Here is a 24,563-nt window from a genome sequence, read left to right on the forward strand (position 1 = left end):
CACCGGACGCGACCGTGCATAGCTGGACAATATGGCCAGCGGAAGCGCCGCGATCATCGCGGTCCACGCCGACAGTGCCGATCCAAATCTTTTTCGCGTAGACTCTTTCAAATTCTGGTCGTCGAAAGGGTCGCAATGCGCATTCTTCTGATTTTTGGCGCCCTCATCGTTGGGACGATTGCCGGCATTTACCTGTTCGGAATGATCTGGCGAACCACTGCTCCGGAAGGCGCAATGGCGATGGTCGTTGGAGGAGGCACGCCGGTTCTCCTCGGAACTTTGGCGTTTCTCGGCACGAAGAAGGCTGACGGCCAGCGACCAAGCCTTCTTAGCGCGCAGACATGGTTCGCTGTCCTGGGCATAGCGGCGGCCGCAGCCGGGCTGTTCCTGCTCTTGATTATAGCTGTTTTCCTAGCGGTTCAGCGCGGCTAGGGACCAAGCCCGGCCCACGGGTTTCAAGCAGAAACTCACCAGGAAGCGTCGTCCAGCCCAGTTCTTGGCGTCGATTGGCGACCTTTGTCGCCGGGCGACTACTCCCTGCGTCCGGTCCGGGCAAAGATCAGCTGGGCATTTCGACAGGAGCGAAAGCAAGGCCGGCTTAACATTGAGATTTTCGCGGCCGACCTCTATTTCTTGAATGTTCGACGCCACAAGAGAGTGGCAGCCTCGCATCCCTCGATCACAAATTCTCCTTGAGTAAGACCTCAATACGGATCTTTTCCTGCGACGCGATCGGCTCGCGCTCATCGGTGCGAGCGCGCATGATGCGGATGGCGCTGCGCACCGCGTGCCCGGGGTCCTGTGCAATAATGGTATCGATCTGGTCGTTGCGGAGAGCTTCTTCGCTGAAGGGCGTGCGTTCGTGGACAACGATGACGATCTTTTGCGCGTCCATACGCTGCCTGATCGCCGTAACAGGCACGCGGCTTTCCGGGCTCATGACATAAGCGGCCCTGATATCCGGATTATGTTCCATGACTTGCCGTATAATCGCTGTCGCCCGCCGTTCATCCCCATAGGTCTCGAGCGACGGCAGGTTCGTCAGGTGAGGGAACTGCTGATTGATGATGCTGTCAAAGCCGCGGCGGCGCTCGATACTGTCGCGCGCCACCATGGTTTCCGCGACGATCATGATCTTGCCGACTTCCCGGCCGAGGAACCGGCCAATGATCTTGCCCGCTGTTGCACCGGCTGCGAAGTTGTCGACGCCAACAAAGTCTGCAGTTTCCAACTTTTCCTGTCCGGACAAAAACTGGACCAGATGAATGCCGCGCAGCATCAGCCGGCTGAGCGCGTCGCGCACCTGTGGTGACTCAGGCGCCATGACGGCGACGCCATCCACCTCTTCGTGTTCGATCGAGGCCAGATGCCGTGAAAGCTGATGCGGATCGTCCGTTGGAATTTGATCGACGGTTATTTCCGTCAACTCGGATTTGAGCGTTTGACCTGCCTCCCGAACACGTTGCAGCAGCTCCAGAAGATATTGATCGCCTTTGCTTGGGAGAACGAAGCGAAAGCGGTAGAGCTTGTTGCGAGCCAGGACAACAGCCGCCGGATTGCGAAAAAAACCAATTCGTTCAATGGCTTCGTTCACTTTTCGTACGGCTCCAGCACTGACATTCGGCCGGTCGTTCAAAACGCGATCGACTGTCGCCAAACTCAATCCGGCTGCTTCCGCCAGGTCTTTCGCCGTCGGTCGCATCATCTTTTTTCACCATCCTCCTGTTGCCGCCCACCGCCTCTTTTCCAACAGCACAAGCGAAAAAGCAAGAAATTGAGGTGCGCACCTCAAAAAAACCTTGCACTGAGGTGCGCACCTCAGTTATATGATTGACAACAGCAGCGGCCAGAGGAGTGCGCCGACGCTGGAGGGGAGGGTCGCTCCAAGGAGGGCGAATCTTCGAGTCTGTCGCAACTCGTTGAGAGCGCGAGGCACGTGCCGATGGAGGTCGGAGTGTCACGCTGGAGGAGATTTCCATGCCAAGTTCATATTTGAAATCGGCGCTTGGCGCCGGTGTCGCAACCGCATTTTTGGCGCTGGGCGCAACGACGCAGGCGCAAGCCGAGGATTTGACGCTGTGCTGGGCTTCCTGGGATCCGGCCAATGCGCTTGTTGCGCTCAGCAAGGACTTCGAAGCCAAGTCCGGCCACAAGATGAGTTTCGAATTCGTGCCGTGGCCGAACTTCGCCGACCGTATGCTCAATGAGCTGAATTCCGGCGGCAAGCTTTGCGACCTGATGATCGGCGACAGCCAGTGGATCGGCGGCGCGGCGGAAAACGGCCAATACGTCAAGCTCAATGACTTCTTTGGCAAGGAAGGCATCAAGATGAGCGATTTCATCCCGGCGACCGTCACAGGTTATGCCGAGTGGCCGAAGGGTTCGCCGAACTACTGGGCGCTGCCTGCCTTCGGTGACGTCGTTGGTTGGAGCTATCGCAAAGATTGGTTCTCTCGCCCTGAACTGCAGGCGGAATTCAAGCAGAAATACGGCCGCGATCTTGCCGTGCCGAAGACGTTCGCAGAACTCAAAGATATCGCCGCGTTTTTCCAGAATCGCGAGATCGACGGCAACAAGGTTTACGGCGCCGCGATCTATACCGAGCGCGGATCCGAGGGCATCACAATGGGCGCGATGGACGTGCTCTACAGCTTTGGCTTCGAATATCAGAATCCGGACAAGCCCTATGAGCTCGAAGGGTTTGTCAATTCAGACAAGTCCGTGAAAGGTCTGGAATTCTACAAGGAGCTCTATAATTGCTGCGCTCCTCCCGGATCGTCCGACGCCTACATGTCCGAGAACATCGACGCTTACAAGTCCGGCCAGGTTGCCCTGCAGATGAACTTCGCCTTCACCTGGCCCGGCATCCATGCCGATCCCAAAGTCGGTGGCGACAAGTCTGGTTACTTCGCAAATCCGGCCGGTCCCGACGGCGTGCAGTTCGCGCAGTTGGGCGGCCAGGGCATCTCCGTAGTCGCAGCATCAGACAAGCAAGATGCTGCCCTTGAATATATCAAATGGTTCGCTCAGCCCGATATCCAGGCCAAATGGTGGCAGCTGGGGGGCTATTCCGCATTGCGCGCGGTCGTTGAAGACCCCGGCTTTGCCACGAGCCAGCCTTACGCGCAGACCTTTCTGGATTCCATGGCAATCGTGAAGGACTTCTGGGCGGAACCGTCCTACGCCTCGCTCCTACAGGCCTCGCAAAAACGCTTCCACAACTACGTCGTCGCCGGTCAGGGCACGGCCAAGGAAGCGCTTGACGGCCTGGCTGCCGATTGGACCGAGATCTTCGACGACGAAGGCAAATACTAGACGCTGACCGCGTACCTCCTCGCGGCTTCAGATGTCTGTGCAGGACCGGCGCTCTTTAGCCGGTCCTGCGAACCAATCTGCTTATGAATTAGGGGACTACTATGCTCGATTCATCGATCGAACGGGCGGCACGCGCAACGCCACCAGTCGTTGCCAAACGCATCCAAGGGCTCTCGGATCGGGCCATTGCCTGGCTTTTCGTGGCACCGTCGATCTTCCTGTTGCTCGCCGTCAACATCTTTCCGTTGATATGGACAATCCGGCTGAGTTTTACCAATTTTCGGGTCAATCGGCCGAATGCCGAGGTCAGTTTCGTCGGCCTCAAGAACTACATCAATATCCTGACAGACTCGGACGTCTGGCTGACGATGCAGGCAACGGCCCATTTCCTGATCTGGACGATCGTCCTCCAGGTTCTGATTGGCTTCGCGCTGGCCTATCTGATCAACAAGAAATTTCGCGGCAACGACATGTGGACGACGATCATCGTGCTGCCGATGATGTTGAGCCCGGCGGTTGTCGGCAACTTCTGGACATTTCTCTACCAGCCGCAGATCGGCCTGTTCAATTACGCCGTGGGGTTCTTGACCGGAACCGACCCGTCCGCCTTTTCGATGATCGGCGACGTGCCGCTGGCACCATGGGCCATCGTAATCGTCGATACCTGGATGTGGACGCCTTTCGTCATGCTGATTTGCCTGGCGGGGCTACGGTCCATCCCTGGCAGCATCTATGAAGCGGCGGAATGCGACCGGGCCAGCAAATGGCGGCAGTTCTGGACGATCACAATTCCTCTGGTCCTTCCGTTTCTGATGCTGGCGATCCTCTTCCGCGGCATTGAAAACTTCAAGATGTTCGACCTTGTGGTGCAGCTGACCGGCGGCGGTCCCGGGTCGACCACTGAGCTGACGTCCATCAACCTGAAACGCGAAGCCTTCGAAAAATGGCGCACGGGGTATGCCTCCGCCTACGCGGTCATCCTCTTCGTGACGGTCTTCGGTCTCGCATCGATCTACGTCAAAGCCCTGAACAAGGTGAAACAGAGATGAGCAGCTATTCCGTAACAGAACCTTCGGGTCGCCAGAAATTGTTCGCGGGAACGCTTGTGGTCCTTTACGCACTGATCACGATCCTGCCGCTCCTGTGGATCATCGGAACAAGCTTCAAGTCGCCCTCCGATGCCATCGCCTATCCGCCCAAAACGTTCTTTTCGCCAACCCTCGAAGGATATGTGAACCTCTTCACCACCCGCACGCGGGCAACGGAGGAGGACGTGAAAGCCCTTGGGGAACCGACGACCTGGTACGACCGCATCGTGCGCAAGGATGGCTTTATCATCGCCGGCCCGTCGCGCTTCATGGAACGGTTCTGGAATTCGATCATCATCGGCTTCGGTTCGACGGTGCTGTGCATCGTCTTGGGAACGGCCGCCGCCTACGCCTTCTCCCGTTTCAAGGTACCGCTCAAGGATGACCTGCTGTTCTTCATCCTGTCGACGCGCATGATGCCACCGATTGCCGTGGCGATCCCGATCTTCCTGATGTTCCGCTCGCTTGGCCTCAACGACACCCATCTCGGCATGATCCTGCTCTACACGGCGGTCAACCTGTCGCTGGCGGTCTGGCTGCTCAAGGGCTTTATCGACGAAATCCCGATCGAATACGAGGAAGCGGCGCTGATCGATGGCTACACCCGCTTTCAGGCCTTTTACAAGGTCGTCCTTCCGCAAGCCATGACCGGCATTGCCTCGACAGCGATCTTCTGCCTGATCTTCGCGTGGAACGAATATGCCTTCGCCGTTCTTTTGACCTCCGGCACAGCCCAGACGGCACCACCCTTCATTCCCACGATCATCGGCGTCGGCGGCCAGGACTGGCCGGCCGTGGCTGCGGGTGCAACGTTGTTTCTCGTTCCCGTCATGATTTTCACGATTGTCCTTCGCAAACACCTGTTGCGTGGCATCACATTCGGAGCTGTTCGCAAATGACCGAATTTATCAAGGGGTTGCGCGGGTTCCGGCGCGGCGCATGGGAGATGGTCGCTTCGATCCTCATCGCGCTCGGGGTGTTCATGCTGATGCAGCCGTTCGCACTGTCGATGTTTTCCTACTCGTTCATCGTGACCCTGGTGGGCACTGTCATGTTCATCATCGTCAGCCATTTTCCGGAGTAACCCATGGCACAGATCAGAATTCAGAATGTGCGCAAGGAGTTCGGAGCATTCACTGCCGTCGAGTCCTCCTCGTTCACAGTGGAGGACGGCGAATTCTTCATGCTGCTGGGACCATCGGGTTGCGGCAAGACGACAACGTTGCGAATGATGGCCGGTCTGGAACTGCCGACCAGCGGTGAAATCTTCATCGATGGCGAAGAAGTCGGCATGAAGCCGGCAAGCCAGCGCGACATCGCCTTCGTCTTCCAGATGTTCGCCCTCTATCCGCATATGAATGTGCGCAAGAACATTTCCTACCCTCTGCTGAGCCAGGGCATGCCGCGGGCCGAGGTCAAGGCACGCGTGGAAGATGTGGCGCGCATCCTCAAGATCGAGACGATCCTTGATCGCCCGGTCGGCGGATTGTCGGGCGGCGACCGCCAGCGTGTCGCCCTCGGCCGTGCTATCGTGCGCCGCCCAAAGGCATTTTTCATGGACGAGCCTCTTGGCGCGCTCGATGCGGAGTTCCGCGAGCATATGGCCGAGGAACTGCGTGCACTTCACGACCGGATCGGTGCGACCACTGTCTACGTCACCCACGACCAGCTGGAAGCCATGCAGATGGGCGACAAGATCGTGGTGATGAACCACGGCGTCGTTGAGCAGTTCGGCAAACCGCAGGAAATCTATGACTGGCCGGCAACCAAATTCGTGGCAAAATTCATCGGTTCTCCGGCCATGAACTTCTTCGATTTTGACGGCATGATCGATGCCGGCGGCACTGTCGTCGAGCTTTCGGGAAAGAAGGTCGATGTTCCGTCATCGCGGCAAGGGGCCAGGGGCAAGCTGACAATGGGAGTGAGGCCCGAGCACATCCGTTTTTCCGATTCCTCTGAGTATCGCGGCAGAGTGCTTGCCACGGAATATCTCGGCACTACGCAGATCATTACGCTGGCGACGCCGAACGGCGAGGTCAAGGCGCGTGCCTCCTCGAGGCAGGCTGTCAGATCCGGGGAAATCATCGGTCTTGAGTTCGATCCCGCCACCGTGACGATATTTGAGGGCGTGAGAGGGCAGGCGCTTCTGTCCGAAGCCAATGAGGGAGTGTTGCGCCATGGCTGACGTCGTTCTTGAAAACGTGACGAAGAAGTTTGGCAATCATACAGCGCTCGACAACGTGTCGCTGACGATACCGAACGGTTCCTTCGTCGTTCTCCTCGGGCCGACGGGCGCCGGAAAAACCACGACGCTGCGCATGGTGTCCGGTCTCGATCGCCCCGATAGCGGCAATATCTATTTCGGCGGCCACTCAGTCGAGGGACATTCACCGGCGCAGCGCAACGTCGCGATGGTGTTTCAGCAGTATTCGCTCTATCCGCATCTGACGGTGCGGCAGAACCTTGAATTCCCGTTGAAATCACCGCTATTGAAGACGCCACGCGAGGCGATTGACCGCAAGGTCAATGCGATCGCCGAGGTGCTGCAGATCTCCCACAAACTCGACAACAAGGCGACGGCGCTCTCGGGCGGCGAAATGCAGCGTGTCTCCATTGGCCGCGCGCTCGTTCGCACGCCGCAGATCTATCTCATGGACGAGCCTTTGAGCTCGCTCGACGCCAAGCTCAGGGCCGATTTGCGCGTCGAGCTGAAGAATATCCAGGCCAAGTCCGGCGCCACGCTGCTTTATGTCACCCACGATCAGATCGAGGCAATGACAATGGCAACGCATATCGGCGTGCTTCACGAAGGCCGGCTGGTGCAGTTCGGCGCCCCGCGTGAAGTCTACGAGCATCCGGTGAGCATCTATGCGGCAACAAAGCTCGGCCAGCCCCGCATCAACATTATTCCCGCCGACACTTTTCCCGGCGCACCATCCAGAGCGGCGCACATCGGCTTGCGGCCCGAGCACATTACACAGGGCAGCGGCCAGGAGGCATTGGTCCGGCGGGTCGAGCATCTTGGTGACCAGACCCGTCTTCATCTGTCCTTCAAGAAAAACGACCTCATCACCGTCACCGACGCCCACACCAGGCTGAAAAGTGGCGACACCGTGAAAATTCAGCCGGACAAGCCGCTCTATTTCGACGCGGCCGGCATCCGCTTAGCTTAGAGGAAGGATCACATGGCACAATTCATCAACAAGAGGGAAGACGTCGTCACCGAGGCGATCGACGGCCTGCTGGCGATAAGCGGCGGCTCGCTGGCACGACTCGACGGCTACCCGCATATTCGCGTGGTTCTGCGCAACGATTGGGACAAGTCCAAGGTGGCGCTGGTTTCCGGCGGCGGGGCAGGGCACGAGCCTGCGCATGCGGGCTTCGTCGGGGCGGGCATGTTGACCGCTGCCGTCTGTGGCGACGTCTTTGCCTCGCCCAGTGTCGACGCCGTTCTTGCCGGCATTCTCGCGGTCACCGGTCCGGCCGGTTGCCTTCTGATCGTCAAGAATTATACCGGCGACCGACTGAACTTCGGTCTCGCCGCCGAACGCGCCCGTGCCTTCGGCCTCAATGTCAGCATGGTCATCATTGGCGATGACGTGGCATTGCCCGAGTTGCCGCAAGCACGTGGTGTTGCAGGCACTCTCTTCGTTCACAAGATTGCAGGTGCCTTGGCCGAGGCCGGTGCGGATCTTGAAACGGTGACGGCGGCCGCCCGGCGTGTGGCCGCCGGATCGAAAAGCATAGGGATGTCCCTTGATACATGTACGGTTCCTGGATCCCCAAAGGAAGACCGCATTCCGGCCCACATGGCCGAACTTGGACTTGGCATCCATGGGGAGGCCGGTGTCGAACAAGTTGACTTCATCGACGCTCGACTGGCCATGGAAGCAGCCGTAAGCAAACTTGCAGCTGCCATGGAGGATAGATCCTATGTGGCGCTCATCAACAATCTCGGCGGCACCTCAACGCTGGAAATGTCGGTACTAGCGCACGAACTGATCACGTCCTCGATCGGAGCGCGGATTTCGCACATCGTCGGTCCCGCGTCGATGATGACCTCTCTCGACATGCATGGTTTTTCGGTGTCCGTCTATCCAGCTGACGAAGCGGAAATAGCGGCGCTGAGCGCACCGGTTTCCATGGCGGCATGGCCCGGCGTGTCGGCGGTCAAACCGGTCATCGTCAACATGCTGCCCGATGGGTTGACGCCAATTGCGCCGCTGTCGTCCGAACACAGGGAGACACGCGAGTTCATTGTCAAATGCTGCCGGATCCTGGTTGCAGCCGAGGAAGATCTGAATGCGCTGGATGCCAAGTCGGGCGATGGCGATACCGGCTCGACACTGGCTGGCGCCGCACGCGCCCTGATCAATGCGATCGACCGGCTGCCACTCTCCGATCATACCCAACTCTACCGCGCGATCGGCCAGGAACTCAGCCAGACGATGGGCGGATCGTCGGGCGTGCTGCTGGCGATTTTCTTCGCCGCGGCTGGCGACGCTGCATCGAGCGGCCTTCCCATGCGCGATGCGCTGAAGGCAGGACTTGCCCGGATGCAGGAAATCGGCGGCGCGCGTCTCGGTGACCGCACCATGGTTGACGCGCTTTCCCCGGCTCTCGACGCACTCAGCGACGGTGTCCGTTCGGCCGCTCTGGCGGCTCGGGAAGGGGCCAACCTGACGGCGACGCTCCTCAAGGCCAATGCCGGTCGCGCAGCCTATATCAACGCGCGACAACTGGAGGGCCATGTCGATCCGGGCGCGGAGGCCGTCGCCCGGCTGTTCGAACACCTGGCGGCGTGATGCTCGAGCGCATCTGCGTTGCAGGTTGCGCTCGCCCAGATCCATGCCGAGGCGGTCATTGCGCCGCCTTGGCAGCGAGATATCGCCCTTGATGGCAACCAAATCCTTGCCGGCTGAGTGCCGAGCGACGGTGGATCGTGCACCGGAAAGGCCTTGGTGCGCCGCACCGGGCCACTTACCTTTGCTACTCTGTCGCGGGCTTCTTCGTTCACTGCCTCGCCATTGCCGGGCCCTGCATGTGCCTGACGCACTACATTGTGACGTGGGCTCAAGGCATCAAGCGCAGTCCGTTCAGCTGCCGCGATACCGCAGAACGTCCACCAGCAATGCGAGAGCAGGCGATTGCTGCCGACGGCTCGGATAATACAGATGATAGCCGGGGAAGGAGGGGCACCAATCCTCCAAAACGCGCACCAGCCGTCCCTCGGCAACATGAGCGAGTACCTGGTCTTCGGGCATATAGGCGACGCCAAGTCCGTCCAAGGCCGAGGACAATCGCATGCTCAGGCTATTGAACACGAGTTGCCCCTCTCCACGCACTTTCACCTCGCGTCCGTCCTTTTCCAGACCCCAAGGGAATAGCCCGCCATAGGTCGGGAGACGGATGTTGATGCAGGTGTGGGCGGTCAGGTCCTGCGGGGTTTGTGGAAGCGGATGCCGCTCGAAATAGGCTGGCGACGCCACGACCGCCATGCGCATATTGGGGCCAATGCGCACTGCAATCATATCCTTGGCGACCTGCTCGCCCATGCGCACCCCGGCATCATAGCCTTCGGCGACGATATCGGTGAGGCCGTAGTCGACGATGATTTCCACCGCGATGTCGGGATAATCAGGGAGAAATCGTTTGAGCGCGGGCTGAAGGATCGAGATCGCGGGATGTTCACCGGCCGTGAGGCGAACCGTCCCGGCCGGCTTGTCCCGAAGCTCACCCAAAGCGACCAATTCGGCTTCGATCTCTTCGAAGCGCGGCGCAACCGTTCGCAGCAGGCGCTCGCCGGCTTCCGTCGACGAGACGCTGCGCGTCGTGCGGGTCAAAAGCCGCAGACCCAGTCGCTCCTCGAGATTGCGCATGGTCTGGCTGAGTGCCGACGGTGAGACGCCAAGTTTTGCAGCAGCCCGCGTGAAGCTTTTCTCCCTGGCGATAACCGCAAAGGCGGCGAGATCGTTGAAGTTTTCCATCTGGATTTGTTAGCTCATCTAAAAGGTTCATGCGGATTATGGCATCTAATCGCCATCGGCGTCACGCGCTACCTTGGAACTCAATGGTGCGGGCAGCCGGACACTCGGATCTCTTCCAGCTTCTTCCGGCTGCGTTCGCAACGCACTCGGCCCCGAAACACGACGGTCGATGGGTAACGGTCTGCAAACCGATCACAGGGAAGGACGAAAGACATGACGAATGAGGACACAACGACAATCGGCCGTCGAGGCTTCCTCGGCGCGGCGGGAAGTCTTGCGCTGGCTCCCCTGCTCGCCAGTGCGAGTTCGCCGGCCTTTGCACAGGCAGGGACCGCGGACAGTTCTGCCTCAGTCCAGTCGAGCGATCGGCGAAAGCTTGGAACGCTGGAAGTCTCAAGCGTCGGCCTTGGTGTTCAGAACATGGGCCGGACCTATCAGACGACGATCCCGTCCCGGCCGGCGATGATCAACATCATCCGTGCGGCCCATGAGCGCGGCGTCACCTTTTTTGATACCGCAGAGGCCTATGGCCCGCATGAGTGCGAGCGGATTCTTGGCGAAGCCATCGAACCGTTCCGAGATAACGTCGTGATCACCTCGAAATTCGGATGGAACATCGACCTCCAAACCGGCGAGCGCCGTCCCGGCCTCAACAGTCGTCCGGATCACATCAAGCTTGTGGTTGACGGCATGCTCAAGCGTCTGCGCACGGACCGCATCGACCTTCTCTACCAGCACCGCGTCGATCCGAACGTTCCGATCGAGGATGTCGCTGATGTAGTCAAGGACCTCATGGACCAGGGCAAGGTCCTGCATTGGGGCCTTTCCGAAATGGGGATTAACACATTGCGCCGCGCTCACGCCGCACTTCCCGTGTCGGCCGTCCAGAGCGAGTATTCGATGCTGTGGCGTGGGCCTGAAGATCAAGTGCTTTCGGTCTGCGAGGAACTCGGCATCGGTTTCGTTCCATGGAGCCCGCTTGGTGTCGGTTTCTTGACGGGTGCAATCGACGCGCGGACGCGTTTTGCCCAGGGCGACATCCGCGGGATCGAATCGCGTTTCTCGCCGGAAAACCTGCCGGCGAACCTGGCGCTTGTGACATTGTTGAATGACTGGGCCGAACGGAAGCAGGCGACCCCGGCTCAGATCGCGCTAGCGTGGCTGATGGCGCAAAGGCCGTGGGTTGTTCCGATTCCCGGGACGACACAGATGCCGCACCTGCTTGAGAATATCGGCGCCACTTCGATCAGCTTCAGCGCCGAAGAGACCACAGAACTCAATGCCGCAGTCTCTGCCATAAAGGTGCGCGGCCAGCGCTTGCCCGATGCCGTTCTGGCCTACTCGGCCGTCGAGGCGCCTGAGAAGAAGTAAGGCATAAACAATGAAGCACAGATATCTCGGAAATCTTGAAGTGTCGGCCCTCGGCCTTGGCTGCATGGGTATGACGGGCGTCTACGGCTCCGTTGGGGATAGGAGTGAGATGATCCAGCTCATCCACGACGCGCACGACCTGGGCGTGACGCTTTTCGACACGGCAGAAGCCTATGGACCTTTCGCCAACGAGGAATTGCTGGGGGAAGCCCTTCGACCAATCCGCGACAAGGTCGTCATTGCCACGAAGTTTGGCTTCGACATCGACCTTGAGACCGGCGCGCGCAACGGCGGCACCAACAGCCGCCCCGAACATGTCAAGGCGGTGGCGGAGGCCGCGTTGAAGCGGCTGAGAACGGATCGCATCGACCTCTTCTATCAGCACCGTGTCGATCCGGCCGTGCCGATCGAAGACGTGGCCGGCACCGTCAAGGAGCTTATCGCCGAAGGCAAGGTCAAGCACTTCGGTCTCTCGGAGGCCGGCGTCCAGACCATCCGCCGCGCCCATGCAGTCCAGCCCGTGACCGCGGTGCAGAGCGAATTCTCGCTGTTCTGGCGCGCACCGGAGGCCGAACTTCTGCCGGCGCTCGAGCAACTTGGCATCGGCTTTGTTCCCTTCAGCCCGCTCGGTGCCGGTTTCCTCACCGGCAAGATAGACGAGAACACGGCTTTTGATCCGACGGATTTCCGCAACCACGTGCCGCGGTTCACACCCGAAGCGCGCAAGGCGAACATGGCGCTGGTGGGCGTGGTCAAGGCAGTGGCCGATCGCAAAGGTGCTACGCCCGCGCAGATCGCGCTCGCCTGGCTGTTGGCGAAAAAGCCCTGGATCGTCCCGATTCCCGGCACCACCAAGCTCCATCGGTTGGAAGAAAACCTTGAAAGTGCCGATCTGGAGCTGGCGCCTAATGATCTTGCCGAGATCGATGCAGAGGTCTCCAAAATCGAGGTCCGTGGCGAGCGTCTTCCCGAAGCATCGCTCAAGATGACCGGGCTCTAATCAAAGGCAGGTGAACCGTCGTGACTGATTTCGGCAATCCGACCCGGAGGGGCCTTCTCACGGCGCCGCTGTTCCTCACCCTTGCGGCGGGCAGCGCGTCCGCCACCGTGGCCCAACAGGGCAAGAAGCCGCTCGTGGCGGTGTTTTCGCGCAGCGGAAACACGCGGGTTGTCGCCCGGCAGGTCCGCCGTGCCCTGGGCGCAGATCTATTCGAGATCGAGCCGGAACAACCGTATCCCGACGACTATTTCGAGACGGTCGCGCAGGCGCAATCGGAACGCGACCAAGGCTATAAGCCGCCCTTGAGGGCGACGGTGGACAACGTCGCCAGCTATGCCACGATCTTCCTCGGTTTTCCGATCTGGGGCATGACGGCGCCTCCGGTGATACGGTCGTTTCTTTCCGCGCATGACCTATCGGGCAAAACCATTGCGCCACTCATCACCCATGGCGGTTACGGGCTTGGCGATAGCCTGTCGGTCCTCGCAACGCACGCGCCGACCGTGAACCTGGTCGAGGGCTTCTCCATGCAGGCGCCGCAGGAACGACAGACGATTGAAAGGGTGACAGACTGGCTCGACCGCTTGGGTGCCCCCAAGTGAGGTCGGATTTTTGCCCGAGATACTGGTTCTGGTGCCGGCCGCCAGGTCGGCTTCGGCCACAAAAGCGTGACGATTGTGATGGCCGCTGTTGGCCGACAGAACCTTAACAAGAGCTGGCCATGGTCCTTGGCGTCCATGGCCAGCTCTTGTTGAGGATCAAATAATCTGGATCAGACCTCTTTAAGCTTCATCGCCCCATTCAGGCTCCCGATCAACGTGGCACTCGCCTCGTTCAGGCCCAGGATATCTACGGCGATACCATGCGCCTTGTAACGTCCCACCACCTTGTCCAGAGCATCGACGGCGGTGATGTCCCAGAAGTGTGCCTGTGATACGTCGATCAGAACAGCCATGCCACTTGCCTCTTCTATATCGAATGCCTCGACGAAGATGTCGGCCGACGCGAAGAACACCTGGCCCGACACGCGATATGTCAAACGTCCGGCAGCAGCGTCGACCGCGGTTTCAACCCGCAAGAGGCGGGCGACTTTGAATGTGAAGAAAACGCCACTTAGAAGGACGCCCACTGCCACGCCGAGTGCCAGGTTCGAGGTAAACACCGTGACGAGGACGGTCGCGATCATGACCGCGCTCGACACCTTGGGGTGAACGATCACACTGCGCAATGAAGACCAATCGAACGTGTCGATCGACACCATTACCATGATGGCCACCAGTGCTGCGACCGGAACCTGAGACACCCATGGCTTCAGCAACACCATCAGCACCAGCAGGAATGCCCCGGCAAACAGCGTGGATAGTCGGCCGCGTCCGCCGTACTTCACGTTGCTGATGGTCTGGCCGATCATGCCGCAGCCTGCGATCCCGCCGAACAGGCTTGCCGCGGCATTTGCAATGCCGAGGCCCGTGCACTCCCTGTTCTTCGAACTCGGTGTTCCCGTCAGATCATCCACCACACTGGCCGTCATCATAGATTCAAGCAGGCCGACCATGGCGATGGCGAGCGCCGGCCCTGCGATAATCCTCAGGGTTTCCAGTGTCAGGGGAACGGTGGGCCAGCCAAAGATCGGAAGAGAGTCAGGCAACTTGCCGAGATCGGCAATGGTCATCACCGGGAGTTGTAACGAGATCGATACCAGGGTCAGAACCAAAATACAGATCAACGGCGATGGGATCGCCGTGGTGACCCTTGGGGCAAGGTAGATGACCGCAAGTCCTGCCGCCAGCATGCTGTAGGCAAGCCCGTCGCCGCCAATGATGTGCGGTAGCTGGGCTCCAAAGATCAGGATCGCAAGCGCGTTGACGAAGCCTGTGCGGACAGATTTCGAAACGAAACGCATGAGAACGCCGAGCCGAAGGAGCCCAAACACTATCTGGAAGATGCCCGCGAGCAATCCGGCGGCAAAGAGATAGGGCAGCCCATGCGCGTGGACGAGGGGTGCTGCGACGAGCGCGACCGATCCTGCCGCAGCGGAAATCATGGCAGGACGCCCGCCCGTGAAAGCTATGACAATGCCGATGATGAAGGAGGCGAATAGGCCGACCTGAGGATCGACGCCGGCGACGAAAGAAAAGGCGATGACCTCGGGGATCAAGGCGAACGTCGCGACGGCCCCGGCGAGCATTTCGCGCATAGGGGCGGCGGACCAATCCCGACGGATGGAGGAAAATTGCATCTGATGTGTTCTCGCAAAGCATGGCGAACGCGCTCGATCGAGCGGTTTCTGAAGTTGGCATGCAGGTTTTGCGTGGTCTGGCGGATCGGCGGCCAGAAGAGCCACCCGGAGTTTCACCGGGTCCGTGGTGAGTGATTTTTTTATGACCTCATTTATTCCGCAATGCAACATGCAACGGAGCCTGCCGCGCATCGTTTTGGAGCTGCCGACCATGCTGGCTGTCGATGACCTCTGGTTCATCGCCGCTCAAGGCGTGAGTTTTGTGGCGGTCGGCGACATACGTTGCATCCGGCTATCTTCGTAGCGGACTTACCGTAGCTCCGTGAGGGAGTCCGCCAATGTGCGCACGTTGAACGAATGTGATCAGATCGGAGATATTCGCCGTCTGCGGTGCTTTTGACCACAGTCGGAGGAAGCCCGGCACATAGGCCGGGCTACAGTGGCTAATGGCGATGCTCGGGCATCTTCTTAAGCTGATCCTTGGTCCATGTCGTGATAGCGTGGACGTCGCCGTCCTCATCCCGCATGAAATCGAGATCGGTAAGGGGAACCGCGACCGGCTTGGCGCCTATGCCGAGGAAGCCGCCGACGTCAATGATAACGCTGCTGCCGGCGCCCGCTCCATGCACATGATCAACTTTGCCGACCTTATGGTCATCCGCTCCGTAAACTGTCGCACCTTCCAGGACCGCGGGCGTGAGTTCTGTGGCTGCGAGGCGGACGTGATTAGTGTGATCCATCTTCGTTTCTCCTTTGAAATGAACTGGTGAAACCTAATTGGAAGGAAAGTGTTCCATTCGAGCGCGATTGGTACTCTGCGTCTGAGTGCGATGGCGTGCCGCGCTTAACCCGCCGAGACCGGCGGACAGCGGCAAACAGACGCTGCTATCCACTACAGCGTTCCAAGCGCCAGCGCGCCTCCTACCGCCAATAGCCCTGCCTAGTGTCGTCGATCGACGATCGCCCCATAATGTAGCCGATCGCGAAGGCAAGGGCGCCGATCGTAAGCACCAAACCCGTTGCGGTATGTGGGTGGTCCGCGGCCGCAGCAGCCACAGCACTGGTTTCGCGCTTCACCACATCTCCCGCTGTCTTTGCTACTTTGCGAACGCCAGTAGGTGGTTCGGTGGGTGTGCCAGTGAAGCCGGTTGTAAGGTCATTCTTTGCCATGGAGTTTCTCCTTGTTGGTGTGAAGGAGGAACTGACAATGGGGTGGGGAGGTTCCACAAATGGCCGACCGGCCCTTATCAATAGCGGTGCCTTGTCTGCGTAGGGCTGCGGCGCACCCGAAAAGCCGGATTTTCGATTGAGAAGTTTTGGAACGATTTTCCGAACACGGGGTTCATATTTCAGGCGTTCTGTGACGTCACCATCTTCGGTTTGAGGAATGCAATGATTGATCCTCCAAATCAGCCCCCAGGCACATCGGAGCGGAAGGTCGAGCTCGACCAGGCGGTTGACTACGCGGTGCAGCTCCTTGTCGAAGAAGCCCACTTGGTCGGATGGGGCCGTGTAGAATTTCTGACGGCTATTTTGGACGCAACCAGTGCCCGACTTGCCGCGGTGGAAGAAGAAACAGAGCTAGAGGCCGGCGGCGTCACATTGCCAAGGACCGCATACCCGACCGATTAGAGAATGCGCTTTTTCTCAATGGCCGACGAGCCGCAAGAAAGGTCGAAAATGACGATTGCGATTGAGGAAGATCCGCAGGCATGGCGCGAGGATCTTCGACTGCGACTTGAGGGGTTGGTAGACCTGTTCGTCGTGGCGGGCATTCAGCAGGAAGATGTTTTCGCCGCCATCCTTGAGGATGTCGATGGTCTGCGCAGCGCCTTGATCCGCGATCCAGACCCCGCAGACGACGACACAGCGAAGACCACTATTGATGAACCTTCAAACGATTGGCCTGCGGCCGAGGGAAGGTAATCGTCGTGTTTTCTAGGGTTCACCGGGTCGCGGATGGGGCTTTTCCTCGTTGTCTGCTGCCACTCATTTTGGTGGTCGAGGATGAGTATCTGATCCCTATTTGGCTGCATATGGCGTAGGTCATAGCCCAAACGGACAGCTTGTTTCGGAAAACCCGTCGTCCTATAAAACTGGTATACGCGCATCTGTCGAGCATGAGATAACTCCAGGCTGGCAATCGCGCACTGCTTTCGACTCTTGACCACGGATGTACTGGCACTAGTCTTGGAAGCGACAAAAAAGAAGGTCGGAGCCAGCGCGCCCCGGCCTTTTTTGTTGGGCCCGATGCTTATATTTACTCCGACGCATGCGCCTCTATTGAGCGGGCGCCGTTGTCGAGGGCTGCGCACTCGTCGGTTCGGTGGTGGTCGCTGGCGGCGTCGCTGTTTCAGTCGTCGTCTTTCCCGGAAGCAGGAAGACAATTGCAAGGATGATGACGACGACCCATGTTTTGACCTCCCAAGCTTAGTGGCTTGAGCCTACTCGCCACTTCGAACCCGTTCAATATAGCGCTTCCTGTCTTCCTCGGTCGCACTAGCCGACATGTCCTGTCCGAGTTCGGCCCTTTGAGATAGCGGGAGCCATGGTCGATTAGGGTTCTCTCTAACCCATAGCTGTCTGGCACGTCTTTCAATTTCAGCGTCTTCCAACGTCTCCTCCTTCGATTTGAGTTCGAGTACCGCAGGGCCCAGGCTCTTGCACGGCTGACCTTGTTTCCCTGGCAGACCAGCGGGCAACCCGAAGTATCCTGGCCTGATAAGGATCTAGGTAGTGCAGACACTCGATTGCTTCGATAGGCCGCCGTCGTCGCAAGGCAGTTGAGGCGGAATTTGACGTTGTCGCCAGCTCGCAGGCAGTCAAAGCTACGACCTGACCAAACTCGTGCATCTGGATCGGCGCGGCAACGGGAAGGCTGTTCGCAAATTCCTGGCGTGGATCCAGGGCCAGGTGTGATTGCAGCCGAAGACGAGGACCAACCGGATAGGAAAAAACGTCCCGCAACCGGTTTGATTCGTCGCTGATGGTCATTCCTGGCCATGTCCGCGTAACGCTCGAGACGCCGGTCCTTCCAAAGCTCTCTTTGCGCATAGCGCCGGCGCCCCTGTGCCAACCAGATCTTCGTTCGGTAGGGGGATGCCTCCTGACGGAAGCTCAGCTGGTCATCATCGTCTGCTGTCGCGGCGTCTCAATGGGCGAGAAGCCGAAGCGCTTCTTGTAGCAGGTGGCAAAATATTGGCTCGAGGAGAAGCCGCAGTCATAAGCAACGTTGGTGACGGACTGCTGGCCACTTTCGAGCAGTTGGCGCGCCGCGTTCAGGCGCAACATCTGCAAGTAGCGCACAGGCGTCATGTTGGTCAGCACCTGGCAATGCTGGGTGAACTGGGTGCGCGAGAGATTGCATTCGACAGCCATGTTCTCCAGGGTCCAGTCTTCGTCGAGGGCATGCCTCAAGCGCTTGAGGAAAATCTCGACCGTGCGCTTGGAACTTGCGAGTGCCAGATCCAGCACCGGCGCCTGGCTTTCCAGCATTTGGCGGAACTGGAGCAGCATCATCGAGATCAGCAGGCGCAGGCGCGCTTCACCGCCATGGATGTCACGGCTCGCCACCACCTCGTGAATATCCATGAAGGTGCGCGCGACTTCGCGCGAGGCGAGATAGGAAATCTGCTCGTTCTTGGACAGAAGCTCGCTCAGCCGCTTGCGATCCCGTTCCGGCCAGCCGATCCAATCGGGCCAGAGCCAGGTTTCATGCGGGCGGCGCACGCCCATGTCCATCAGCACCCAGACGATATGGCTTGCGCCGATATTGGGGTCGCCGAGCGCATGCAATTGCCACGGCCGGACGACGAACATCTGGCCTTCGCTGAGCGTGGTCTTGCGGCCGTCCATCGTAATGGTGAGAGAGCCGCGTGCGAGATAGGCGATCTTGACGCCTTCGTTGCAATGTTCGCGCAGACCCCAGTCCTGCGGGTTCGTCGCATCCCAACCGCCAACGGAACAGACCTGTGGCAAGGCGTGGCCGAGGTCGATGCCCGGATAGCCGCGTCGCGTCCATGCGTTGAGCGAGACCTGTCCGGCAAGAGACGCCTTCATCAGGTCCTGGCAGTTCCCGGCATAGAGCAGGGCACCCGGCTCACGGAAAACCGCCGGCCGGCCGACGGCTCGCTCATTGTTGACTTTGCTCATCGCTCTCCCCCGCCGATGTTCAAAATTTACCAGTCCTCTATTTCGAACGCGGACGCTCCTTTATTGCGCAATGCTGCGTCATCATCAAGCGGCAAACGGAGGCGCTTCGTGATTTGTCGTTGAAACTCAACGGCATGGAGGAGAATCAGGGAGGATTTGCCGGTGCGGATAGGTTTCCACACGGACGCGTTCAACTCGGCCTATTGGTCGTTCGAAAAATGCTTGCAATGGGCGAGCGACAACGATGTGCACTTCATCGAGTGTGGCCTGATAGACGGGGTCAGCTGGATTCATGGTCTCGGCTACCAGCCGCATGTCGCGCTTTACGAGGATCCCGCACTACTGCGTCGGAAGATGGATCGCTACGGCGTGCGCTTCTCCCAGGTCGATGCCGCCTATCCGCTTTCCGGCGAAGATGGCCCGTTGCGCGGCGTGCCTTACGTGCTGAAATCGATTGCCTGGGCCGCGCAGGCCGGCAGCCCTTGCGTCGACACGACCGACGGGCTCCATATGCCGCCGGGGCTGAGCGAAGAAGAATCGATGGCGCTCATGAAGCGCAGCTACGAGAAGATCATCGAGGTCGCGGAAGCGCACGAAATCATCGTCAATATCGAGCCGCACGGGCATTTCACCACGCGCCCCGAATTCATGGAGCGCATGCTTGCCTTCGTCGATTCCCGATGGCTGCGCATGAACATGGACACCGGCAACACCTTCATCGCCGGTCAGGAGCCGACGGAGTTTCTGCCGCGCTTCGTCGACAAGGTCAGCCACGTTCACGTCAAGGATGTTTCGCAATCGCTCGCCGCTGCGGTTCGTGGCGGGCAGACCGGCATCGCGGTCAGCCATTGCGCGCTCGGCGATGGTGTCAATGCCGACAACATCAAGGCCTGCCTCGCGATACTGCGCGATCACGGCTACGACGGCGTGCTCAGCCTGGAATGCGAGGGAGCCGCCGGCCCGATGATCGAGAAATCCCTGTCTTGGATTCGCGCGACCTGCCGCGACCTCGGCATCAAGCTGCACTGAGCGCGCCATGAACCTGGGCATCAACCTTCTCTGTCTGACTGACTTCGTCGAGGACAGGCACCTGGCCAGCATCGGACGGCTGCGCGACCTCGGTTATGACGGGGTCGAGGTCCCGGTCCTTAAAGGTGCCGTCAGCCACTATGAGCGCCTGGGCAAGGAGCTCGACACGCTCGGCATCGGCCGATCGACCACGTCGATCGTTCCGACGCCGGACGCCAACCCGGTCAGTTGTGACGCGGACGTACGAGCGCGCGGCCTTGCCCATCTCGACTGGGCCCTGGATTGCGCCATCGCCCTTGGGGCCGAAAGTATGGGTGGGCCCTTCCATGCACCGATCGGGTTCTTCACCGGGGCCGGGGCGAGCGAGGACGAGCTCAAATACGGCGCCGACGCACATCGGGCACTGGCGGAGCGGGCTGCGGCAAACGGTATGCATCTGAGCCTCGAGCCCCTCAATCGCTTCGAGACCTATTACCTGAACACCATGGAGCAGGCCCGCTCCTATGTGGACCGGGTTGGGCATCCAGCCTTCAAGATCATGTACGACACCTTTCATGCCAACGTCGAAGAGCGTCGGCCGGAGGCGGCCATTCGCCTGATCGGCAGCGACATCGGCGTCTTTCACGTCTCTGAGAACGATCGTGGCATCCCGGGACGGGGACACATAGACTTCGCCGCAATGTTCAAGATCTTGAAGGAGATCGGTTATGACGGCTGGCTGACCCTTGAAGCATTCGGCGCCGGACTTCCGGCAATTGCGACGGCAACCCGCGTCTGGCGGCCGCTGTTTCCCGACTTCGAGACGCTCTTTTCCGAAAGCGCGACGTTCATTCGCAAGACATGGGCACAAGCATGAGCAATCCGTCTCCCGCAATCGAGATGCGCGGCATCACCAAGAACTTCCCTGGCGTGAAGGCGCTTAAAGGTGTGAGCTTCGTTGCCTATCCGGGTGAGGTCCACGCACTGGCCGGCGAGAACGGCGCCGGCAAGTCTACGCTGATGAAGATCCTCTCCGGCGTCTACCGACTGGATGGCGGCGCCGTCGTCGTGGGCGGAGAGGAGCGACATTTCACTCATCCGCTCGATGCGATCCGCGCCGGCATCGCGGTGATCTACCAGGAATTCTCGCTACTACCCGAGCGCACCGTGGCGCAGAACATCTTTCTCGGCCGCGAGCCGACGCGGTTCGGCCTCGTCGACCACGGGGCGATGAACCAGGAGGCGCGACGCGTGCTCTCGCTGTTCGGCTCGTCGCATCGGATCGAACCCGACACGGTTGTCGCCGACCTCGATGTCGCAAGCCAGCAACTGGTCGAGATCGCCAAGGCGGTGTCGCTCGATGCACGGGTGATCGTGATGGACGAGCCGACTGCCGCCCTGAACGAGGCGGAATGCGAGGTGCTGTTCGGCCTCGTTGACACGCTGAAGATGAGGGGTGTGGCGATCGTCTATATCACGCACCGCATGCGCGAGATCACGCGGCTTGCCGATCGGGTGACTGTGCTGAAGGACGGCGAAACGGCCGCGAGCTTCGACGAAGTGCCGGAGCCCGATGTGATCGTACGCGCCATGGTCGGCCGCGATATCGGCGATTTCTATGCGGCGCCGGCGACGTCGCAGGAGATTGGTGATGCCGTGCTCTCCGTGCGCAATGCCGGCAACGAGCGGCTGAAGAACATTTCCTTCGAACTTCGCGCCGGCGAGATCGTCGGTTTTGCCGGATTGCAAGGGGCAGGGCGCGTTGCGCTCGCCCAGGCGATTTTCGGCTTTTCGCCCTTCATCAGGGGCGAGGTGATGCTTGACGACAAGCCGGCGCGGTTCACCAACCCGCGCGACGCCATCCGCGCAGGCATCGGCCTTTTGCCGGGAGATCGCAAGGCCGAAGGGCTGGTGCTCATGCAGTCGGTCACGGACAATGGCATGCTGACGGCAAGGGCGCTGTCGGCGCTCGCTGGCAAGGCTGATGCGACCGTGTTCGCCTCCACTGAGGAGATGGATAGGCTGCTGCAGGACCTCGACGTGCGCGCCGGCAGCTTTTCCCAGGAAATCAAGGCGCTCTCCGGCGGAAACCAGCAGAAGGCAATTGTTGCGCGCTGGCTGGCACTGGCGCCACGCTTGCTGATCTTCATCGAACCGACCCGCGGCATCGACGTCAACGCCAAGGCCGGCATCTACCACCTCATGCGCGATCTCGCCCGCAAGGGTACGGCGATCATAATGATTTCGTCCGACCTGCCGGAGGTGCTCGGTGCTGCCGACCGCATCCTCGTCATGCGCGCCGGCGAATTGGTGGCAGCGTTCCAGCGCGGCGTGTCGGAGGCCGAGGTCATGCTCGCTGCAACCGGCGAAGAGGCGGTGGCGGCATGAACACGGCGATCTTCACCAAACGCCCCACTTCGCGCATTGAGCGCTATTCGCCGGCCCTGCTGCTAGCTGCCGCGCTTCTGATCTACATCGCTATCGCGCTCAGCCTTGGTTTGACGCGGTTCCTGACACCGGAAGCGGCGATCTCCATCCTCAACCGCTCCATCGCGCTCGGCATGACCGCTGTCGGCCAGACCTTCGCCATTCTCGTCGGCTCGATAGACCTGTCGGTGGCGCATCTCATTTCCGCGTCGGCGGTGGTCTCGTCGGCGATCATGAACGGTGATCCGGCGATGATGGTGCCTGCCGTCCTCGCGGTGCTGCTGATGGGTGTTCTGGTCGGCACGTTGAACGGGCTGCTGATTATCAGGCTGGAGGTCAATCCGCTCATCGCGACGCTGGGCATGGCGCTCATCATTCAGGGTTGCCTTGCATCCTTCCACGGCAAGTTCGCAGGTTCGGTCCCGGATGCGTTCCAGTTCTTCGCCTATGGCACTGTGCTGGGATTGCCATTCAGCCTCATCGTGCTGGCGATGGTCGTTCTTGCTGCCTGGGTCCTGCTGCGGCTCACTCGCTTCGGGTCCAACATCTACTCAGTCGGCGGCAATCGCGACACCGCGCGTGCAGCAGGCATCAAGACGGGCCGCGTGGTGATGGCGAGCCATATCATCTGCAGCCTGTGTGCGTCACTGGCGGGCCTCTATCTCGCAAGTCGCCTGAAGTCCGGTTCGCCCTGGATCGGCACGGAGGGTGCATACGACCTGGAATCGATCGCCGTCGTGGTCATCGGCGGGACGATCCTCTCCGGCGGCAAAGGCGGGATCTGGGGCACCGTCGCGGGCGTCATCATCTTCTCGCTGATCGACTCCATCTTTAATCTCACCGGCGTCGACGCCTTCGCCAAGCAGGTGATGCGCGGCATCATCATTGTCGCAGCCGTCGCCTTCTACGCCGTGCGTTCGAAGAGGATAGTGGCATGATTCAGCAAACCATCGGCTCTGCAGAGACGCCCGGCACCTCGAGAAGCGGCCGCTTCCCGAAGATCAATCCCGTCTTCTTCGTGCTTGCAGCGCTGATCGTCGCCATCACGCTGTCGAACCCGAACTTCGTAGAGCCCCCCGGATACATGAATTTCCTGAAGCGTGCCGCGCCGCTGGCGATCCTCGCCGCCGGCCAGATCTATGTCATCGTCTCTGGTGGATTCGATCTATCCGTTGGCTCGCTGATCACGCTGACGGTGGTCGGTTCATCGATGCTGCTCAACAACAGTGCCGATGCGACATGGTGGGTGATCCTGGTCATGTACGCCGTTGGGCTTGCTGTCGGCGTGATCAACGGTCTCGTCGTCAGCTTTCTGAGGGTCCCCTCGCTGATTGCCACACTCGGCATGATGATTACTCTGAACGGTGCAGCCTTCATGTGGTCGAGCGGATCGCCGCGCGGCTACCTGCCAGAGACTTTCCGATTCTTCGGGCGCGTCAATATCCAGGGCATTCCGCTCATTCAGTTCCTGCCGGTTGCGCTGCTGGTGCTGCTTGCGGTCGGCATATGCCTGTTCTGGCTCATGCATCGCACCAATCTCGGCCGCATGCTGCATGCGATCGGCGACAATCCGCGGGCGGCGCAGATGTCGGGCGTCCCGCTCGAGCGGGTTCGCATCACCGCCTTCGTCGTGTCGTCTCTGAGCGCCGTGACGGCCGGCATTCTGCTCGGCGGTTTTGCGGGCGTCTCGACAGATGTCGGCGTCGGCTACGAGCTGCAGGCGATCACGGCTTGCGTCATCGGTGGTGCGCAGCTTCTGGGCGGGCGTGGCTCGGTGCCCGCGTCGATCGCCGGCGCGTTGACGCTGACTGCAATCTTCACGCTGCTCAATTTCATTGGCTTGCCGAAACCGGTGCGCGATGTCGTGCAGGGCGTGATCCTGATCGTCGCCGTCGTGCTTGCCACCTATCGGCGCAACCGCGCCGGCGGGACCTGAGTTTCGTCGGCCGAAGGGCCGTCGGGAGGAACTGAAAAGT

General features: G+C 60.0%; 24 protein-coding genes and 1 other annotated feature. Of the genes, 18 read left to right on the forward strand and 6 right to left on the reverse strand.

Features of this window, described 5'->3' with window-relative positions:
• Nucleotides 1–135: 135 nt before the first annotated feature.
• Entirely contained in the window at nt 136–432 is a 297-nt protein-coding gene (locus IB264_RS18415; protein WP_025430290.1) for a hypothetical protein, read from the forward strand.
• A gap of 247 nt (nt 433–679) precedes the next feature.
• Here the strand turns inward: IB264_RS18415 and IB264_RS18420 are convergent, their stop codons facing one another.
• On the reverse strand, nt 680–1,702 hold the full coding sequence (locus IB264_RS18420; protein WP_192433924.1) for a LacI family DNA-binding transcriptional regulator: 1,023 nt from the start codon (nt 1,700–1,702) through the stop codon (nt 680–682).
• Nucleotides 1,703–1,977: 275 nt separating this feature from the next.
• On the opposite strand from IB264_RS18420, the gene IB264_RS18425 reads away from it, so the two are divergent.
• From IB264_RS18425 to IB264_RS18455, 7 genes are all read left to right on the forward strand, one after another.
• Complete coding sequence (locus tag IB264_RS18425; RefSeq protein WP_107026987.1) at nt 1,978–3,315, forward strand: ABC transporter substrate-binding protein; 1,338 nt, start codon at nt 1,978–1,980, stop codon at nt 3,313–3,315.
• A gap of 101 nt (nt 3,316–3,416) precedes the next feature.
• A complete protein-coding gene (locus tag IB264_RS18430; RefSeq protein WP_171520030.1) occupies nt 3,417–4,364 on the forward strand; it encodes a carbohydrate ABC transporter permease in 948 nt (315 codons plus the stop codon).
• A complete protein-coding gene (locus IB264_RS18435) occupies nt 4,361–5,302 on the forward strand; it encodes a carbohydrate ABC transporter permease (protein WP_025430286.1) in 942 nt (313 codons plus the stop codon). Before IB264_RS18430 ends, IB264_RS18435 begins: the two co-directional genes overlap by 4 nt.
• Nucleotides 5,299–5,487 (forward strand): hypothetical protein, encoded by a 189-nt coding sequence (locus IB264_RS18440; RefSeq protein ID WP_025430285.1) that lies wholly within the window; start codon nt 5,299–5,301, stop codon nt 5,485–5,487. The genes IB264_RS18435 and IB264_RS18440 overlap by 4 nt, the downstream gene beginning before the upstream one ends.
• A gap of 3 nt (nt 5,488–5,490) precedes the next feature.
• Nucleotides 5,491–6,588, forward strand: a complete 1,098-nt coding sequence (locus IB264_RS18445) for an ABC transporter ATP-binding protein (RefSeq protein ID WP_025430284.1) — start codon at nt 5,491–5,493, stop codon at nt 6,586–6,588.
• Nucleotides 6,581–7,576: an ABC transporter ATP-binding protein gene (locus IB264_RS18450; RefSeq protein ID WP_192433880.1), complete on the forward strand. Its 996-nt coding sequence runs from the start codon at nt 6,581–6,583 to the stop codon at nt 7,574–7,576. Before IB264_RS18445 ends, IB264_RS18450 begins: the two co-directional genes overlap by 8 nt.
• 12 nt (nt 7,577–7,588) lie before the next feature.
• Entirely contained in the window at nt 7,589–9,208 is a 1,620-nt protein-coding gene (locus IB264_RS18455) for a dihydroxyacetone kinase subunit DhaK (RefSeq protein WP_057225932.1), read from the forward strand.
• A 291-nt stretch (nt 9,209–9,499) separates the two neighbouring features.
• Here IB264_RS18455 and IB264_RS18460 read toward each other — a convergent pair whose 3' ends face one another.
• On the reverse strand, nt 9,500–10,390 hold the full coding sequence (locus IB264_RS18460) for a LysR family transcriptional regulator (RefSeq protein WP_025430281.1): 891 nt from the start codon (nt 10,388–10,390) through the stop codon (nt 9,500–9,502).
• Between the two features lie 213 nt (nt 10,391–10,603).
• Here IB264_RS18460 and IB264_RS18465 point away from each other — a divergent pair, with 213 nt between their 5' ends.
• Genes IB264_RS18465 through IB264_RS18475 form a run of 3 tightly spaced genes read left to right on the forward strand, consistent with a single transcriptional unit; the run spans nt 10,604 to nt 13,363 of the window.
• Nucleotides 10,604–11,761 carry an aldo/keto reductase gene (locus tag IB264_RS18465; RefSeq protein ID WP_057225929.1) on the forward strand — a complete coding sequence of 386 codons (1,158 nt, stop codon included), beginning with the start codon at nt 10,604–10,606 and terminating at the stop codon, nt 11,759–11,761.
• Between the two features lie 10 nt (nt 11,762–11,771).
• A complete protein-coding gene (locus tag IB264_RS18470; RefSeq protein ID WP_057225927.1) occupies nt 11,772–12,761 on the forward strand; it encodes an aldo/keto reductase in 990 nt (329 codons plus the stop codon).
• 20 nt (nt 12,762–12,781) lie between these two features.
• Nucleotides 12,782–13,363 carry a flavodoxin gene (locus tag IB264_RS18475; protein ID WP_192433882.1) on the forward strand — a complete coding sequence of 194 codons (582 nt, stop codon included), beginning with the start codon at nt 12,782–12,784 and terminating at the stop codon, nt 13,361–13,363.
• 170 nt (nt 13,364–13,533) lie between these two features.
• Here the strand turns inward: IB264_RS18475 and IB264_RS18480 are convergent, their stop codons facing one another.
• Nucleotides 13,534–15,000, reverse strand: a complete 1,467-nt coding sequence (locus tag IB264_RS18480) for a SulP family inorganic anion transporter (RefSeq protein ID WP_192433884.1) — start codon at nt 14,998–15,000, stop codon at nt 13,534–13,536.
• Between the two features lie 71 nt (nt 15,001–15,071).
• Nucleotides 15,072–15,127: a sequence feature (sul1 is cis-regulatory element that is thought to sense ions involved in sulfur or methionine metabolism; They are found in Alphaproteobacteria), on the reverse strand.
• On the opposite strand from IB264_RS18480, the gene IB264_RS18485 reads away from it, so the two are divergent.
• The gene (locus IB264_RS18485; RefSeq protein WP_192433886.1) at nt 15,128–15,304 is read left to right on the forward strand and encodes a hypothetical protein; all 177 of its coding nucleotides are present in this window, start codon (nt 15,128–15,130) and stop codon (nt 15,302–15,304) included. It abuts the feature before it with no gap.
• A 139-nt stretch (nt 15,305–15,443) separates the two neighbouring features.
• On the opposite strand, the gene IB264_RS18490 is transcribed toward IB264_RS18485, so the two are convergent.
• Together IB264_RS18490 and IB264_RS18495 are read right to left on the reverse strand one after the other, a co-directional pair.
• Entirely contained in the window at nt 15,444–15,740 is a 297-nt protein-coding gene (locus IB264_RS18490; protein WP_192433888.1) for a PRC-barrel domain-containing protein, read from the reverse strand.
• Nucleotides 15,741–15,921: 181 nt separating this feature from the next.
• Nucleotides 15,922–16,170, reverse strand: coding sequence for a hypothetical protein (locus IB264_RS18495; RefSeq protein WP_084814018.1), 249 nt, complete (start codon nt 16,168–16,170; stop codon nt 15,922–15,924).
• Between the two features lie 510 nt (nt 16,171–16,680).
• On the opposite strand from IB264_RS18495, the gene IB264_RS18500 reads away from it, so the two are divergent.
• Complete coding sequence (locus tag IB264_RS18500; protein WP_084814252.1) at nt 16,681–16,926, forward strand: hypothetical protein; 246 nt, start codon at nt 16,681–16,683, stop codon at nt 16,924–16,926.
• 1,191 nt (nt 16,927–18,117) lie between these two features.
• Here IB264_RS18500 and IB264_RS18505 read toward each other — a convergent pair.
• Nucleotides 18,118–19,152 (reverse strand): AraC family transcriptional regulator, encoded by a 1,035-nt coding sequence (locus IB264_RS18505; RefSeq protein WP_057225917.1) that lies wholly within the window; start codon nt 19,150–19,152, stop codon nt 18,118–18,120.
• A gap of 162 nt (nt 19,153–19,314) precedes the next feature.
• Here IB264_RS18505 and IB264_RS18510 point away from each other — a divergent pair, with 162 nt between their 5' ends.
• Genes IB264_RS18510 through IB264_RS18530 form a run of 5 tightly spaced genes read left to right on the forward strand, consistent with a single transcriptional unit; the run spans nt 19,315 to nt 24,523 of the window.
• Nucleotides 19,315–20,181: a sugar phosphate isomerase/epimerase gene (locus tag IB264_RS18510; protein WP_158071660.1), complete on the forward strand. Its 867-nt coding sequence runs from the start codon at nt 19,315–19,317 to the stop codon at nt 20,179–20,181.
• A 7-nt stretch (nt 20,182–20,188) separates the two neighbouring features.
• Nucleotides 20,189–21,037 (forward strand): sugar phosphate isomerase/epimerase, encoded by an 849-nt coding sequence (locus tag IB264_RS18515; protein WP_057207175.1) that lies wholly within the window; start codon nt 20,189–20,191, stop codon nt 21,035–21,037.
• On the forward strand, nt 21,034–22,548 hold the full coding sequence (locus IB264_RS18520) for a sugar ABC transporter ATP-binding protein (protein ID WP_192433890.1): 1,515 nt from the start codon (nt 21,034–21,036) through the stop codon (nt 22,546–22,548). The genes IB264_RS18515 and IB264_RS18520 overlap by 4 nt, the downstream gene beginning before the upstream one ends.
• Nucleotides 22,545–23,525, forward strand: coding sequence for an ABC transporter permease (locus IB264_RS18525; RefSeq protein WP_057225916.1), 981 nt, complete (start codon nt 22,545–22,547; stop codon nt 23,523–23,525). Before IB264_RS18520 ends, IB264_RS18525 begins: the two co-directional genes overlap by 4 nt.
• Nucleotides 23,522–24,523 (forward strand): ABC transporter permease, encoded by a 1,002-nt coding sequence (locus IB264_RS18530; RefSeq protein ID WP_192433892.1) that lies wholly within the window; start codon nt 23,522–23,524, stop codon nt 24,521–24,523. Before IB264_RS18525 ends, IB264_RS18530 begins: the two co-directional genes overlap by 4 nt.
• The last annotated feature ends 40 nt before the right edge of the window (nt 24,524–24,563 follow it).

The organism is Ensifer sp. ENS11, from assembly GCF_014851895.1.
GTDB lineage: Bacteria > Pseudomonadota > Alphaproteobacteria > Rhizobiales > Rhizobiaceae > Ensifer > Ensifer canadensis.

Excerpts from the sequence above, each read along its gene's own strand:
- IB264_RS18430 (WP_171520030.1), top strand. The coding sequence starts at position 3,417 with ATGCTCGATTCATCGATCGAACGGGCGGCACGCGCAACGCCACCAGTC.
- IB264_RS18420 (WP_192433924.1), bottom strand. The coding sequence starts at position 1,702 with ATGCGACCGACGGCGAAAGACCTGGCGGAAGCAGCCGGATTGAGTTTG.
- IB264_RS18440 (WP_025430285.1), top strand. The coding sequence starts at position 5,299 with ATGACCGAATTTATCAAGGGGTTGCGCGGGTTCCGGCGCGGCGCATGG.
- IB264_RS18525 (WP_057225916.1), top strand. The coding sequence starts at position 22,545 with ATGAACACGGCGATCTTCACCAAACGCCCCACTTCGCGCATTGAGCGC.
- IB264_RS18455 (WP_057225932.1), top strand. The coding sequence starts at position 7,589 with ATGGCACAATTCATCAACAAGAGGGAAGACGTCGTCACCGAGGCGATC.
- IB264_RS18500 (WP_084814252.1), top strand. The coding sequence starts at position 16,681 with ATGACGATTGCGATTGAGGAAGATCCGCAGGCATGGCGCGAGGATCTT.
- IB264_RS18435 (WP_025430286.1), top strand. The coding sequence starts at position 4,361 with ATGAGCAGCTATTCCGTAACAGAACCTTCGGGTCGCCAGAAATTGTTC.
- IB264_RS18520 (WP_192433890.1), top strand. The coding sequence starts at position 21,034 with ATGAGCAATCCGTCTCCCGCAATCGAGATGCGCGGCATCACCAAGAAC.
- IB264_RS18465 (WP_057225929.1), top strand. The coding sequence starts at position 10,604 with ATGACGAATGAGGACACAACGACAATCGGCCGTCGAGGCTTCCTCGGC.
- IB264_RS18505 (WP_057225917.1), bottom strand. The coding sequence starts at position 19,152 with ATGAGCAAAGTCAACAATGAGCGAGCCGTCGGCCGGCCGGCGGTTTTC.
- IB264_RS18480 (WP_192433884.1), bottom strand. The coding sequence starts at position 15,000 with ATGCAATTTTCCTCCATCCGTCGGGATTGGTCCGCCGCCCCTATGCGC.
- IB264_RS18450 (WP_192433880.1), top strand. The coding sequence starts at position 6,581 with ATGGCTGACGTCGTTCTTGAAAACGTGACGAAGAAGTTTGGCAATCAT.
- IB264_RS18460 (WP_025430281.1), bottom strand. The coding sequence starts at position 10,390 with ATGGAAAACTTCAACGATCTCGCCGCCTTTGCGGTTATCGCCAGGGAG.
- IB264_RS18495 (WP_084814018.1), bottom strand. The coding sequence starts at position 16,170 with ATGGCAAAGAATGACCTTACAACCGGCTTCACTGGCACACCCACCGAA.
- IB264_RS18530 (WP_192433892.1), top strand. The coding sequence starts at position 23,522 with ATGATTCAGCAAACCATCGGCTCTGCAGAGACGCCCGGCACCTCGAGA.
- IB264_RS18445 (WP_025430284.1), top strand. The coding sequence starts at position 5,491 with ATGGCACAGATCAGAATTCAGAATGTGCGCAAGGAGTTCGGAGCATTC.
- IB264_RS18470 (WP_057225927.1), top strand. The coding sequence starts at position 11,772 with ATGAAGCACAGATATCTCGGAAATCTTGAAGTGTCGGCCCTCGGCCTT.
- IB264_RS18490 (WP_192433888.1), bottom strand. The coding sequence starts at position 15,740 with ATGGATCACACTAATCACGTCCGCCTCGCAGCCACAGAACTCACGCCC.
- IB264_RS18515 (WP_057207175.1), top strand. The coding sequence starts at position 20,189 with ATGAACCTGGGCATCAACCTTCTCTGTCTGACTGACTTCGTCGAGGAC.
- IB264_RS18415 (WP_025430290.1), top strand. The coding sequence starts at position 136 with ATGCGCATTCTTCTGATTTTTGGCGCCCTCATCGTTGGGACGATTGCC.
- IB264_RS18425 (WP_107026987.1), top strand. The coding sequence starts at position 1,978 with ATGCCAAGTTCATATTTGAAATCGGCGCTTGGCGCCGGTGTCGCAACC.